We start from the raw sequence: 13497 nt of genomic DNA, 5'->3' as shown, positions 1-13497 counted from the left end.
TTTTTTAGAGCGTCTTTGAGATTTTTTTCATAATATAGTACACTATAGGGAGTAGTGGTTGAGAAAGCAGGAATTGGATTATGGATAAAAATTCGAAAAAGCGAAGAGTTATTTTAGGAAGTATTCTTACGGGTCTCTTACTTGTTGGAATAGTTATATTCCTGATTGTTGTTGTCTATTCAACACCTAAAAAAGATACCTCGCGGGCTTCAAATCATCATAAAACTTCAGAAAGTTCAATGATGAGGATGAGTTCAACTCAAGGGAGTAAATCAGATCCGATACAGACAGCTTTAACGGAATGGAAGGGTTTAGCTCTTAACCAACAAATTGCTTTATTGGCCCAATCCTATGCTAAATTGAACCCCCAAACCACGATTTTGTCATCGGACCATATGGCAATGACAGGGGATATTGATGATGGTACAATAGAGTGGTATGATTCAAACAAAATTATCCATAAGGTTAATGTGAAAATTAACCAAACGGTGATTAAATATAACTATATCAATGCTGAAACATGGGAAACAGAAGAACAAGTAACAAAGATAGATACAGTTCTTTCAGATTATTTTGAAACCCCCACAGCTAAACAAGCTACTGAAGAAATAGCTTCCAGGCTAATCGATTCTGCCAGATTGACAAGCTTAAATACTGAGATGAATTTAGAACAAATTGCTCAAGGAGATTATTCAAGTGTGCAAGGCAATTGGAAAACTTTGGCAGGCAGCACACTAACTTTTGAAAATAATCAGTGTTACATAGTGGAGGGTGAACAGAAAACCAGACTTATTCTGACTACTCTATCATCAGATAATCCGCAAAATCAAGGCTTCCTTATGGTAAATAGCAATCCTGAAGGCTCTCCTGCTGGAGCGGGACTCTCCTTTATTCCAACAGGTTATGATTGGGCAGATACAGACAAAGCGAAACCTCGTATTTGGTTGTCCAACACTTTTGGTCCTAGTGCACAAAGCCTACCAGAGAGACAAAAATTAGCAGTACAAAAAGCAATTTACTATAAAGTAGATTAAACACATAATAAACAATAAAAAAAACAGAAAATGGAGAAAAAATGGAAACACCTAAATGCCCAACTTGTTCAAGTGAATATACCTATGAACTCTCAGATACGACATTTGGATGCTCAGAATGTGGCAATGAGTTTACCCAAACAGATCTAGAAGCAGACAAATTTGTGGTGCTTGACAGTGTCGGACAACCTTTAACTGATGGGGATGCTGTAATTATCATACAAGATCTTCCAGTAAAAGGAATGCCAAAGCCCATTAAAAAAGGTACAAAAGTTAAAAACATACGTATCAATGAATTTGGGAAAAATGAGCACTATATTGATTCAAAAATTGATGGTTTTGGGGCCATTGGATTGAAGGGATCCGTTGTCAAGAAAGCATAAGCAATAGAAAAATGACCTTCTGGTCGTTTTTTTATTTGAGTATAAAGGAGAAGGTAGTAAAACAGCTTTTCTGCTATAATGAACTTATGAAACTAACAGACAGTATACAATACCTGAAAGGTGTTGGACCTAAATCTTTTGAAAATTATCAAAAGCTTGGCATTTCCACAATACAGGATTTATTGCTTTATTTTCCTTTCCGTTATGAAGATTTTGCTGGACGCTCCATTTTTGAATTAGTAGATGGAGAAAAAGCAACGGTGATTGGTGAAGTGGTAACACCCGCTAATGTCCAGTATTATGGATTTAAACGCAACAGACTTACTTTTAAACTCAAACAAGGGGAAGCTGTAGTTGCTGTGAGCTTTTTTAATCAGCCCTATTTAGCGGATAAGATTGAGGTTGGAAAAGAGGTTGCGGTTTATGGCAAATGGGAACAAAAAAAGCAGCAACTGCTGGGCATGAAAATATTAACACAAGCAGAAGATGGCTTTTCCCCCGTGTATCATCTTACCGCAGGGATGAAGCAATCCAGCTTGGTGAAAACAATTCAAATGGCTTTTGAGAGTGGGCTTTTATCGGAATTAAACGAGAATCTGCCAGACTATTTATTGAAAAAGTACCGATTGATGCCCCGGCAGGAAGCGGTACGTGCCATGCATTTTCCAGATGATATGGAGATGCACAAGCAAGCTTTAAGGCGCGTGAAGTTTGAAGAACTCTTTTACTTTCAACTGAAGTTGCAGGCTTTGAAACATAAAGAGAAAGCACAACGCTTTGGACGAAGGGTTATTTTTGACCAGCGGTTGATGGAAGAAAAAATTAAAAATCTTCCTTTTGAACTGACAGGAGCCCAACAAAAATCCTTAGACGAAATTTTAGCAGATATGTCTTCAGCTTACCATATGAACCGTCTTTTACAAGGTGATGTCGGTTCAGGTAAAACAGTTGTTGCTAGTTTAGCAATGTATGCAGCAGTTTTATCTGGACTTCAAGCTGCTATAATGGTTCCGACTGAAATTTTAGCGCGACAACATTTTGCTAACTTACAAAATCTTTTTCCTGAACTAAAAATTAGTCTTCTTGTTTCGGGATTAAAAGTTGCGGAGCGAAGAGCGATACTAGAAAGTTTAGCAAATGGTCAGACGCAAATGGTTGTGGGAACGCACGCTTTAATTCAGGAAGGGGTTGATTTTTATGATTTGGGGCTGGTCATTACCGATGAACAACATCGCTTTGGGGTTAACCAACGGAAAGTCTTACGCGAAAAGGGTCAAAATCCTGATGTACTTATGATGACTGCGACACCAATTCCTCGGACCTTGGCGATCACAACTTTTGGTGATATGGATGTCTCCATTATCGACGAATTACCTAAAGGGCGGCAACCGATTACGACCAGATGGGTAAAACACGAGCAACTTCCAGAGGTCTTGAAATGGATAAAAGAAGAACTGGAGCAGCAGGCACAAGTCTATTTTATTTCACCACTTATTGAAGAATCAGAAGCTTTAGATTTAAAGAATGCTGTAGCTCTTTATGAAGAACTAAACCAATACTTTGGCGAAGAAACAGGCATAGGTTTACTGCACGGGAAAATGAAAAATGAAGAAAAAGACCAGATCATGCAGACCTTTAAAGCAGGGGATTTGTCGGTTCTGGTTTCCACAACGGTTATTGAAGTTGGTGTGGATGTGCCAAATGCAACGATTATGGTGATTATGGATGCGGATCGTTTTGGTCTCTCTCAGTTGCATCAGTTAAGGGGCCGTGTAGGACGGGGGAGTAAGAAGTCCTATACGATTCTCGTTGCCAATCCCAAGACAGAATCAGGTAAAAACCGGATGAAGATAATGTGTCAAACGCAGAATGGTTTCCGTTTAGCTGAAGAAGACCTGAAGATGCGCGGCTCCGGAGAAATATTTGGCGTACGTCAATCAGGGTTACCAGAATTTCTAGCAGCTGATATAGTGAATGACTACAATATTTTAGAAGTGGCACGTCAAGAAGCGCAGGAAATTTTTAAAACACCTGACCGTCCAGAATATCAGATGATGCTTGCAGACTTGGATGTTGACGGTGGTTTTGATTAACGTTTCAATTATGAATTCAAGAAAGGATGATAAAATGGGACTTCTCTTAGCATTTCTAGGTGGTGGACTCTCTTTGCTAAACTTTTCTGCCGAATGGCGGTTTCTTTCCTTGCAGCTTATTTTCACTCTCCTTTCCTTAAGCAGTATGTTTGCCTATAAAGGAAAGCGCACAAGAAGATCCTATGAAGGAGATGGCACAAGTATCTTCACCTTTGGCTTTGCCTTGTGTTTCCTTTCATTTATCGGATCAGCATCGATTCTTCTGGCCTTATTCATGGGCTGGCAGTGAATAAAAAAACATAAGTAGAATATCTCCTACTTATGTTTTTTTATTTTCCTAAGCAGAACTGACTGAAAAGCTGAGTAATCAGTTCATCCGGTGCAGCTTCTCCAGTTATTTCACCAAGCAATTGCCAACAACGTGTGATATCTACTTGGATGAGGTCCACAGGAAGTCCCATCGCCAAACCTCTGTTTGCTTCCTTCAAAGCATCTAAAGCTTGTTCGACTAGGCCGATATGACGTGCATTGGAAAGAGTCGTTGCATCTTTTGCTTCAATTTCCCCAGAGAAAAATAGCGCGCGTATTTGTTTTTCGACGGCATCAAGATTTTCATTTTTTAAGGCAGAAATTCTGATAAAGTCTTTAGGGAGTTTTTCGAGCTCAATTTTTTCTGGTAGATCGGTCTTATTTAGCAAGACGATACGGTTTGTCGAAGAAGAAAGTTCCAACAATTCCAGATCTTTGGGAGTTAAAGGTGACGAAGCATCAAGCACAAGTAAGACCAAGTCGGCTTCTTCTAAGGCTTTTTGACTACGCTCAACACCGATCTTTTCGACGATATCCTCAGTTTCTCGTATACCAGCAGTATCAATTAACTCAAGGGGCACACCACCAATATTGGCAAACTCTGTGATAACATCACGTGTTGTTCCGGCTATGTCGGTAACAATGGCTTTTTCCTCACGTAAAAGTCGATTGAGCAAACTTGATTTACCAACATTTGGCCGGCCAATAATTGCTGTTCTCAAACCTTCACGCAGAATCTTACCGCGTTTAGCTGTGGCAAGAAGTGTTTCCAGAAGTTGTTCAAAATGGGCTGTTTTTTCCAGAAGCATTTGACTTGTCATCGTTTCAACGTCATCATATTCGGGATAATCAATATTGACTTCCACTTGCGCGAGCGATTCTAAAATTTCTTGACGAATGTTGTTAATCAAGTTAGAGAGGCTTCCATCGAGCTGTTTTACAGCAATATTGGCTGCCTGATCTGTTTTAGCACGAATCAAATCCATTACGGATTCGGCTTGCGCCAAGTCAATACGTCCATTTAAAAATGCACGTTTAGTAAATTCACCTGGTTCAGCGAGACGAGCGCCAGAGCGCAGCAGGAGTTGCAAAATTTCTTGGGTGACAGCAATTCCGCCGTGTGTGTTAATTTCCACAAGATCTTCACGCGTAAAGGTTTTTGGGGCTTTCATTACAGAGAGCATAACTTCATCAACGAGACGGTCCTCGTCAAAGATATGACCATAGTTGATGGTGTGTGAAGCAACTTTATCGAGATCTTTCCCTTGAAAGACCTTTTTAGCGATTGAGACAGCATCGCTACCAGACAATCGGACGATAGCAATTGCTCCTTCACCTAAAGGCGTGGAGATGGCTGCTATAGTATCAAATTCTTTTGTTATCATATTTTTATCCTAATTACTAATTTCAGTATGCCCTATTATATAACAAGTCGTCATAAAAATAAAGATTCGTCAACTCTTTCTTAAAGGTTTATCTTATCCATATTAAGCAAAATTCTAGTAAAATAAGAGTATGAGATTGGATAAATATTTGGCGGAAGCCGGGCTGGGATCACGTAAAGAAGTTAAGGTGATTCTCAAGACAGGAAAAGTGACAGTGAATGATCAGAAGGTGAAAGACGGCAAACTACATGTTGAGCCAGATAAAGATTGTATAAATTATGATGGGCAACCCATAGGCTATCAAGAATTTTATTATTACCTCCTTAATAAACCCGCTGGTGTTGTTTCGGCAACGAAGGATAATAAGGACAAAACAGTTGTCGAATTATTAAAGGGAAAAGATTTTCGCGAAGATCTTTTCCCTGTAGGGCGCTTAGATAAAGATACAGAAGGCCTTTTGTTGCTTACAAATGATGGGCCACTGAGCCATAATCTTCTGAGCCCTAAAAAACATGTAGAAAAAGAATACTTTGCTCAAATCCAAGGCCAGGTTACACAAGAGACTGTTCGAGAATTTGCAGCAGGTTTGACCTTGAAATCTGGAGAAAACGTCAAACCAGGTCAACTTTTTATTGAGAAATCAGAGGAGAATAAAAGTGAAATCCGCCTGATTATTCATGAAGGTAAATTTCATCAGGTCAAACGAATGTTTGAAGCTGTAGGGATGAAGGTAACTTATCTCAAACGGTTACGTATGGGAAGTTTAAGATTGGATCCGGAATTAACTAAGGGAGCATACCGTCCGCTCACAGAAGAGGAAATTTTAAAACTCAAGGAGTAGCTATGGAAGAAATAGTTTCTGTAAAAAATCTAAGTGTCCAATTTGAAAAAGAAGAGATTTTAAAAAAACTATCTTTAAGTCTCTTTGCAGGAGAAATTGTTGGACTCATCGGTCCTTCAGGTTCGGGAAAGTCAACTTTTATGAATGCATTACTCGGGATTGTTGCTCCTAATAGTGGAGAAATCAAACTACTTGATATCTCGATTCCTAACCGCAAAGTGATGCGCAAAATTGGCTATATGGCACAGTCGGATGCCTTGTTTACAGAACTTACAGGGAAACAAAATATGGAATTTTTTGGAGCCTTGCAAGGAAAAATAAGTGAAGAGGAGCTGCTCAAAGCTGCTCAAACCGTTGGGTTAACATCAGCTTTGTCCAAGGCTGTTTCGAAATATTCTGGCGGAATGAAGCGTCGCTTATCTTTAGCAATTGCTCTCCAGACGGGTGCTCCTCTCTTATGCCTAGATGAGCCCACAGTTGGTATTGATCCAGAACTTCGACAGGAAATATGGACAGAGCTTAAGCGACAAGCAGAGATGGGCAAAGCTATTCTATTGACGACACACGTAATGGAAGAGGCAGAGCGGTGTGATCGAGTTGTTTTATTAAGAGACGGGCACTTTGTGGCCCAAGGTAGTCCTGAAGCCCTTAAATCCCAGTTTCATGTTACTACTGTGGAAGAGGCCTTTATTCAAGCAGGTGATTATGATGAGAATTAAAGCGATTTTTAAACGTATACTGCTACAAAGGTTGAGAGATAAACGAAGCTTGGCTTTACTTTTCTTTGCTCCCCTTGGCATTATCAGTCTTTTATATTTTCTTCTTCAAGTTCCTTCGGATATAAAATATCGTGTAGGTCTACAAGAAAACCAACCTGTTTTAGCACAAGTTCTCAAGCAGAACGAAAAACTAAAAGTGATTGAAATAGGAGAAACGTTAAACACTCGAGAAATAGTAAATACTCACAATTTAGATGCTCTGATACAGCTGGTAGGAAATGAAATAGAAGTAACTTATGCAAATAGAGATACGTCAAAAACACAGGCACTTACTCAGATGATTGGACAAATTGCTCAAAAGATCCCAGCGAGTATGCGAGAAAACCAAGCAAAAAGTTCTGCAGAAAAAGTGCCGCAAGACTCGTTAGAAACACTAGCTCTGAATATAAAAAGTCATTATCTTTATGGTGACAGTTCCCTGAGTATGTTTGATAATCTAGCGCCACTGCTGGTAAGTTTCTTCGTTTTCTTCTTTGTCTTTTTAATATCAGGCATTTCACTTGTTAATGAACGAAGCAGTGGTACACTTATGCGAATGCTGGTTACACCTGTAAGACGTACTGAAATTGTGGCAGGTTATACTTTAGCCTACGGTTTCCTCGCACTACTTCAAACAAGCTTAATTGTACTTTGGACACGTTATGTTTTACAAATGCAGATTTTGGGGAACTTTATATTAGTCTTGTTGATTAATTTATTGATTGCTCTGATTGCGCTGTTGATTGGACTTTTGTTGTCTGCCCTTGCGAAAACTGAATTTCAATTTATTCAGTTTGTTCCGATAGCTGTCGTACCACAATTCCTTTTTTCAGGTATTATTAATGTCGACACAATGGCAGCGCCCTTACGCTGGATTGCACATCTTATGCCTCTGTATTATGGCGTTGATGCACTTCAAAAAGTAGTGAAACAAGGCGAAGGTTTCTCTCAAATTGGAAACAACCTGTTTATTTTAGGAATGCTTGCTCTTGTATTTTATGTAGCTAATGTAGTGGCTTTGAAAGGTTTAAGAAAAACTTAGATATTCAAATAAAAAGCGAGTTATTTTCGCTTTTTTGTTATAATGATTGAGAAGAGTATTTGAAGGGATTTTACAAATGGAAAATTTAAAAAAACAAGTAGGTATAAAAGCAGCTGAGTACGTGAAGTCTGGTATGATTGTTGGATTGGGAACAGGTTCAACGGCAGCTTTCTTTGTGGAAGAATTGGGGCGCCGTGTTAAAGAAGAAGGTTTAGATATTGTTGGAGTAACGACGTCAAATGTAACCAGTCAGCAAGCTGCAAGTCTTAATATCCCTTTAAAATCAATTGATGAAGTGGATTATGTTGATTTGACAGTAGACGGTGCAGATGAAATTGATACTGACCTTAATGGTATTAAAGGTGGTGGTGCGGCCTTGCTGATGGAAAAAATCGTTGCAACATATTCTAAAGATTATATTTGGATTGTTGATGAAAGTAAACTTTCAGAAAATCTTGGCAGTTTTAAAGTTCCTGTCGAAGTTATCCCTTACGGATCAGAGCAGTTGTTCCGAAAATTTGCAGCGGCTGGTTATGCACCAACATGGCGGATGAATGCTCAAGACAAGCTCATCACTGATATGCAACATTATATTATTGATTTGCATATTGAGAAGATTACTGAGCCAGAAAAGCTGGCTGAAGAGCTTGATTTAACAGTGGGAGTTGTCGAACATGGTTTGTTTAATAACATGGTCAAAAAAGTTATTGTTGCAGGACAAGGCGGAGTTAAACTTATAGAAAAATAAAAAGAAGGAGTGTGCTCCTTCTTTTTATTTGTTCTTAAGCCATTGTTCTACGCCCCACTTATGAGAACCGCGCTTGAGTTTAACCAAAGCAGTCGGAACGTCAAACCAGAAAATTTTATTGAAATCCTCAAGAGGAGCCTGATCAAAATGAACTTCCAAAGTCTCGTAGATATAAGCAGGATTGCAAAAATATTTATCCCGATGTGAGCTATAAAAATATTCGTCGGCCTGTCCGAAATAACGTCCTAAAGTCGCAGTCGCACCTAACTCTTCCAGAAGTTCTCTTTCTAAGGCGCGAGCATGGTTTTCATCTGCTTCAATTTCTCCACCAGGGAGAAAAAAGGCTCCGTTTGGTGCTTGCACAAGACAGATTTGGCTCTTGTTTTCACGTGAAACAATACCATACACTCCATAGCGGTATTGGTAATCAACTCCGGCAATTTTTTCACCGAAGACTGGAATTTCTTGTTGTGTCATATTTACGGACCTCCGATATAATTTTATAGAAGAAAATTTAATTATATTCTATCAAAAAGTTGACAATTTTGATAAAATAAAGAGGCTAAATAAAGCTCTTGCGAAGGGAAATATGAACAGTGAAAAAATTCAATCTTAGTAAAATGATTATTATCGCCTTAATTATTGTTATTTCAGCATTTACAGCAATCTTCATCTCGGCTGATAATTTTAAAAATAATAAAAATCCATCAACGATGACACAAATTATTAATGATGGTACAGGAACCATAGACAGAATCATTGGTGCACCGATCCGCTTTGTTCAAGACAAAGCCAATCAAGTGGGCAATCTTTTTGATACATACAAGCAAAATCAGTCCCTAAAAACGCAGGTGGCAGACTTAAGTAGTTCAAAAAATAACCAAGAAAGTCTAGAAGTTGAAAATAAAGAATTAAAAGAAGCATTGAAGCTTCAAGAAACATTAACAGACTATAAGAGTATTTCTGCAAATGTGATTACCCGTAATCCGGCCAGTTGGGCAGATACGCTCGTAATTGATAGCGGCAGTAAACAAGGCATCAAAAACCGTCAACTCGTCATGGCTAATGGGGGTGTTATTGGGCGTGTAAGTCAGGTAAACGAAAATTCCTCTAAAGTTTCCTTGTTGAGCTCCGATAAAGGTATTGACGCTAAAATCCCCGTTCGCCTTGGTAGCCCGAGTGATCCAGTAAATGGACTTCTTGCGAGTTATGATGATGATCAGAATGCTTATGTTGTCACTTCTTTAGTAGGGGAAGGTAATATCGAAAAGGGAAGCCAAGTTGTTACTAGCGGTCTTGGAGGTGATTCGCCGCGTGGTCTCTTGCTTGGAACCGTAATTGATGTTAAAGAAACAGATCAAGGCTTGAACCGTAAAGTATATGTGAAACCTGCCAGCAATTTGTATGATATCCGGTTTGTCTTTGTGATTCAAGGCATGATTGGAGGCAACTAAATATGAGTCGTTTTAGCTTCCAGTTTTTTAGTCCCTTATTTCTTTTTTTCCTACTCTTGCTTGATGGGCAGCTGACGCATTTCTTTACGGCTTTGTCTGGTGGAAGTATTATGCCTGTAAGCCACTTGTTGCTCATTTTTATGGTATATACTGTGACACAGCACCGTCATAGCTATGTTCTTATCGTAGGTGTTCTTTTGGGAATTATCTATGACAGCTACTTTTTGGGAATTTTTGGTATTGCAAGTTTGATTTTACCTCTTATTGCTCTTTTCGTTTATCAAATCCAAACGGTTGTCTTTACCAATCGTTGGACACGTTTATTTACAGTGATTATCATTGTTTTTGCTTTTCAAGTTTTAAGTACGCTTATTGTTAACTTAGTCGGTGTTGTCAATGTCAATTTTGTCTCATTTATCGTTAGGCAACTTGCACCAACGTTAGCCCTAAATATTGCCTTTGCAATACTGCTGCAATGGCCTTTAGAAAAGATGTATCGCCTTCGGTGAACATCTTTTTGTAATCAAAGGGTAAAAAAAGTATTCTTAAAGAAATTAAATTGACTTGATTAAGTTATAAAAGAGTGTTATACTTGGGACTATCTTGGCGTTATATTTATAAATTATAGAAAACGGGAAGAAAAGAAAACTATGAAAAAGAAACTTATCACAGCATTGATGTTGTCGACAGTCATTTTATCTTCGGGTGCAAGCCTTGGAGCGGTAAAAGCGGACAGCACAGACGATCAAATCGCAAAGCAAGATGCAGCAATCAGCGCTGCTAAAAGTTCTTCTGCTGAAGCGCAAGCAAAAGTAGATGCGATTCAATCACAAGTAAATAGCTTACAATCTAAAAAAACTTCAACAGCAAATGAAGTAAATAAATTGATGAAGGAGCAAAAAGAACAATCAGCAGAGATTGCTCGTTTGCACAAAGACATCAAAGAACGTAACACAGCTCTTGAAGCACAAGCACGTAGCGCTCAAACAAGCGGTTCAGCGACAGACTATATGTCTACTATCTTGGATTCAAAATCTTTGACTGATGCAATTCAAAAAATGACAGCGATGGCAACCGTTTCTGGTGCTAACAAAGCCATGCTTGAAAAGCAACAAGAAGATGAAAAAGCTATTCAAGCTAAGTTGAAAGATAATGAAGCAAAATACGCTAAAGCTACAAAACTTCAACAAGAGTTAGAAACACAAAGTAACGAGTTGGCAAGCCAAGAAGCCGCCCTCAAAGTTGCTCAGTTAAATTATCAAACAACAATTGCTAACTCTGAGAGTAAAAAACAAAGTTTGATTGATCAAAAAGCAGCTGCAGTAGCTGCCCAAGAAGCTGCAGCTAAAAAAGCTGCAGAAGTGGAAGCTGAACAAGCTAAAGCTGAACAAGCTGCTCAAGCTGCTCAAAAAGCACAAACAGAACAAGCTGCAGCATCTAAGAGCGAAAATAAATCAGATGCAAGTACAGTAAATACAGAAACAGTACCTGTTGTTACAGCACCTGTTGAGACTACTCCAGCGGCTTCTGCACCAGCAGCATCAACGCCAGCTGTAGAAGAAAGCAAACCAGCATCAAACAATAACACAACAACTACGAATACTGGTTCAAACTCAACTACAACTACTGATACTGGTTCAAATAATACTAACAATAATAATGTATCTGGTGGTTCAGGTTCATCAAGTACTCCAGGAACAAGCTTGAGCAATCCTTACCCTTGGGGACAATGTACTTGGGGTGTTTGGGAATACTTCGGTGGAAGTATTCCTACTTACGCTGGTAACGCCGGTGACTGGGTAGTTTACGCAAATAGTGGACCAGCAGTTGGTACAATTGCGGTATTCCCTCCAGGTAACCAAGGCGCAGGTGGCGTAGGTCACGTTGCTGTGGTCACAGCTGTAAATGGTGATAAACTTACTGTCTCAGAAACAAACTTCTCAGGTCCTAATGGTGGAGGCCTCGGTATCCGCACAACTCGTGAAGTTTCAGCTGCAGGTGTAAGTTTCATCCGCCCATAAGAAATAACTCAAAACAAGTAATGAAATATTGCTTGTTTTTTTGTGCATTGATAAAAAACAGAAACCGACAGAAACAAACTTAAACGTAACTGTAATTGTTTTGTTACAAAACAGGTGAAGGCACATGATACAATATACTATATTCACCGAACTAACCTAGGGAGGCAAATTTAAAATTTTATGAAGAAAAAACTTATTACAGCATTGATGCTCTCGACAGTCGTGCTTACGGCTGGCGCACCTTTTGCTGCCGTAAAGGCTGATTCAACAGATTCAAAAATTGCACAACAAGATTCAAAAATCGCTAATGCAAAGAATGAAGCTGCTAAAGCGCAATCACAAGTTGATTCAATTCAATCACAAGTAAGCACTTTAAAATCAAAGCAAACATCAATGACTAAAAAAGTTAATGAGTTGATGGCTCAACAAAAGGAACAATCACAACAGATTCAAAAGTTGAGTGAGAGTATCAAGGAGCGCAATACTGCCCTTGAAGCTCAAGCACGTAGTGCACAAACTGATGGTTCAGCAACAAACTATATGTCTGCTGTACTAGACTCAAAATCTTTAACAGATGCGATTCAAAAAATGACAGCAATGGCAACTGTTGCTGGCGCTAACAAGTCAATGATTGAGCAACAACAAGCTGACCAAAAAGCTATTCAAACGAAGTTAGCTGATAACCAAAAGAAATATGCTGAAGCAACAAAACTTCAACAAGAGTTAGACGCACAAGCTAATGAGTTGGCGACACAAGAAGCTGCTCTCAAAGTTGCTCAGTTAGACTACCAAGCTACAGTAACTACTGCAGAAGGCAAAAAACAAGATTTATTGAGCCAAAAAGCAGCAGCAGAAAAAGCAGCTCAAAAAGCAGCAGCAGCAGAAAAAGCAGCAGCAGCGAAGTCTGTAGTAGCTCAACAAGAAAAAGCTGTAGCTGCAGCACCTGCAGCTTCTAATCCAGCTCCAGCTGCTAATAATACTGCTGACAATAGCAATTCGTCTACACCATCTACTGGAAATAATACAGGTGGCAATGGTAATTCTTCTAAACCAACGCCAACACCAGATCCAACTCCGATACCAACACCAGATCCAGACCCAGGACACAGTGGTACTAACCCTTATCCAGCTGGTCAATGTACTGCATTTGTTTGGGACTACTTTGGTGGTAACATGCCAACATACATGGGAAATGCTGGTGACTGGGTGGCTTATGCAAACAGTGGACCTGCAGCAGGTACAATTGCTGTATTCCCTCCAGGTAATCAAGGCGCAGGCGGCGTAGGACACGTTGCAGTTGTTCTTTCTGTATCTGGTTCAAAAATGACAGTTATTGAAGGAAACTTCAACGGCGGTTGGGGAACAACACGTGAATGTTCAACAGCTGGTGTAAGTTTCATTCGACCATAATTAAATAAAATTTAAATAC

Annotated in this window: 14 protein-coding genes; 12 read left to right on the top strand and 2 right to left on the bottom strand. The window is 39.3% G+C overall.

The window, feature by feature from the left end:
• Window positions 1-80 precede the first annotated feature (80 nt).
• From J0J33_RS02095 to J0J33_RS02080, 4 genes are all read left to right on the top strand, one after another.
• Window positions 81-1034 (top strand): DUF6287 domain-containing protein, encoded by a 954-nt coding sequence (locus tag J0J33_RS02095; RefSeq protein ID WP_046401046.1) that lies wholly within the window; start codon window positions 81-83, stop codon window positions 1032-1034.
• A 41-nt stretch (window positions 1035-1075) separates the two neighbouring features.
• On the top strand, window positions 1076-1417 hold the full coding sequence (locus J0J33_RS02090; RefSeq protein ID WP_019294257.1) for a zinc ribbon domain-containing protein YjdM: 342 nt from the start codon (window positions 1076-1078) through the stop codon (window positions 1415-1417).
• An 86-nt stretch (window positions 1418-1503) separates the two neighbouring features.
• Complete coding sequence (gene recG, locus J0J33_RS02085; protein WP_019294258.1) at window positions 1504-3510, top strand: ATP-dependent DNA helicase RecG; 2007 nt, start codon at window positions 1504-1506, stop codon at window positions 3508-3510.
• Between the two features lie 34 nt (window positions 3511-3544).
• Window positions 3545-3799, top strand: coding sequence for a hypothetical protein (locus J0J33_RS02080; RefSeq protein WP_019335734.1), 255 nt, complete (start codon window positions 3545-3547; stop codon window positions 3797-3799).
• Window positions 3800-3839: 40 nt separating this feature from the next.
• Here J0J33_RS02080 and mnmE read toward each other — a convergent pair whose 3' ends face one another.
• Window positions 3840-5204 carry a tRNA uridine-5-carboxymethylaminomethyl(34) synthesis GTPase MnmE gene (gene mnmE, locus J0J33_RS02075; RefSeq protein WP_046401045.1) on the bottom strand — a complete coding sequence of 455 codons (1365 nt, stop codon included), beginning with the start codon at window positions 5202-5204 and terminating at the stop codon, window positions 3840-3842.
• A gap of 130 nt (window positions 5205-5334) precedes the next feature.
• Between mnmE and J0J33_RS02070 the strand changes: the two genes are divergently transcribed.
• The 4 genes from J0J33_RS02070 (at window position 5335) to rpiA (ending at window position 8593) form a co-directional block, all read left to right on the top strand.
• On the top strand, window positions 5335-6045 hold the full coding sequence (locus tag J0J33_RS02070) for a pseudouridine synthase (protein ID WP_046401044.1): 711 nt from the start codon (window positions 5335-5337) through the stop codon (window positions 6043-6045).
• Between the two features lie 2 nt (window positions 6046-6047).
• Complete coding sequence (locus tag J0J33_RS02065) at window positions 6048-6764, top strand: ABC transporter ATP-binding protein (RefSeq protein WP_046401043.1); 717 nt, start codon at window positions 6048-6050, stop codon at window positions 6762-6764.
• Window positions 6754-7845, top strand: coding sequence for an ABC transporter permease (locus J0J33_RS02060; protein WP_029346083.1), 1092 nt, complete (start codon window positions 6754-6756; stop codon window positions 7843-7845). The genes J0J33_RS02065 and J0J33_RS02060 overlap by 11 nt, the downstream gene beginning before the upstream one ends.
• A gap of 76 nt (window positions 7846-7921) precedes the next feature.
• Complete coding sequence (rpiA, locus tag J0J33_RS02055; protein WP_019291473.1) at window positions 7922-8593, top strand: ribose-5-phosphate isomerase RpiA; 672 nt, start codon at window positions 7922-7924, stop codon at window positions 8591-8593.
• 24 nt (window positions 8594-8617) lie between these two features.
• On the opposite strand, the gene J0J33_RS02050 is transcribed toward rpiA, so the two are convergent.
• Window positions 8618-9070 carry an NUDIX domain-containing protein gene (locus tag J0J33_RS02050; RefSeq protein WP_019291474.1) on the bottom strand — a complete coding sequence of 151 codons (453 nt, stop codon included), beginning with the start codon at window positions 9068-9070 and terminating at the stop codon, window positions 8618-8620.
• Window positions 9071-9189: 119 nt separating this feature from the next.
• Between J0J33_RS02050 and mreC the strand changes: the two genes are divergently transcribed.
• The 4 genes from mreC (at window position 9190) to J0J33_RS02030 (ending at window position 13478) form a co-directional block, all read left to right on the top strand.
• Window positions 9190-10047, top strand: a complete 858-nt coding sequence (gene mreC / locus J0J33_RS02045) for a rod shape-determining protein MreC (RefSeq protein ID WP_019291475.1) — start codon at window positions 9190-9192, stop codon at window positions 10045-10047.
• Window positions 10048-10049: 2 nt separating this feature from the next.
• Window positions 10050-10556, top strand: a complete 507-nt coding sequence (gene mreD, locus J0J33_RS02040; RefSeq protein ID WP_019291476.1) for a rod shape-determining protein MreD — start codon at window positions 10050-10052, stop codon at window positions 10554-10556.
• 141 nt (window positions 10557-10697) lie between these two features.
• A complete protein-coding gene (locus J0J33_RS02035) occupies window positions 10698-12068 on the top strand; it encodes a CHAP domain-containing protein (protein WP_046401041.1) in 1371 nt (456 codons plus the stop codon).
• A gap of 180 nt (window positions 12069-12248) precedes the next feature.
• Window positions 12249-13478, top strand: coding sequence for a CHAP domain-containing protein (locus J0J33_RS02030; protein ID WP_173817237.1), 1230 nt, complete (start codon window positions 12249-12251; stop codon window positions 13476-13478).
• Window positions 13479-13497 lie beyond the last annotated feature (19 nt).

This window comes from Lactococcus sp. LG1267 (assembly GCF_017309545.1).
Classification (GTDB): domain Bacteria; phylum Bacillota; class Bacilli; order Lactobacillales; family Streptococcaceae; genus Lactococcus; species Lactococcus petauri.
Note: the sequence above shows the minus strand (reverse complement) of the source record. Positions and strands in the feature narration are given on the sequence as shown.

What these genes read in the sequence shown, in the direction of transcription:
- J0J33_RS02095 (WP_046401046.1), top strand. Translation starts at nt 81, where the DNA reads ATGGATAAAAATTCGAAAAAGCGAAGAGTTATTTTAGGAAGTATTCTT.
- J0J33_RS02090 (WP_019294257.1), top strand. Translation starts at nt 1,076, where the DNA reads ATGGAAACACCTAAATGCCCAACTTGTTCAAGTGAATATACCTATGAA.
- recG (WP_019294258.1), top strand. Translation starts at nt 1,504, where the DNA reads ATGAAACTAACAGACAGTATACAATACCTGAAAGGTGTTGGACCTAAA.
- J0J33_RS02080 (WP_019335734.1), top strand. Translation starts at nt 3,545, where the DNA reads ATGGGACTTCTCTTAGCATTTCTAGGTGGTGGACTCTCTTTGCTAAAC.
- mnmE (WP_046401045.1), bottom strand. Translation starts at nt 5,204, where the DNA reads ATGATAACAAAAGAATTTGATACTATAGCAGCCATCTCCACGCCTTTA.
- J0J33_RS02070 (WP_046401044.1), top strand. Translation starts at nt 5,335, where the DNA reads ATGAGATTGGATAAATATTTGGCGGAAGCCGGGCTGGGATCACGTAAA.
- J0J33_RS02065 (WP_046401043.1), top strand. Translation starts at nt 6,048, where the DNA reads ATGGAAGAAATAGTTTCTGTAAAAAATCTAAGTGTCCAATTTGAAAAA.
- J0J33_RS02060 (WP_029346083.1), top strand. Translation starts at nt 6,754, where the DNA reads ATGAGAATTAAAGCGATTTTTAAACGTATACTGCTACAAAGGTTGAGA.
- rpiA (WP_019291473.1), top strand. Translation starts at nt 7,922, where the DNA reads ATGGAAAATTTAAAAAAACAAGTAGGTATAAAAGCAGCTGAGTACGTG.
- J0J33_RS02050 (WP_019291474.1), bottom strand. Translation starts at nt 9,070, where the DNA reads ATGACACAACAAGAAATTCCAGTCTTCGGTGAAAAAATTGCCGGAGTT.
- mreD (WP_019291476.1), top strand. Translation starts at nt 10,050, where the DNA reads ATGAGTCGTTTTAGCTTCCAGTTTTTTAGTCCCTTATTTCTTTTTTTC.
- J0J33_RS02035 (WP_046401041.1), top strand. Translation starts at nt 10,698, where the DNA reads ATGAAAAAGAAACTTATCACAGCATTGATGTTGTCGACAGTCATTTTA.
- J0J33_RS02030 (WP_173817237.1), top strand. Translation starts at nt 12,249, where the DNA reads ATGAAGAAAAAACTTATTACAGCATTGATGCTCTCGACAGTCGTGCTT.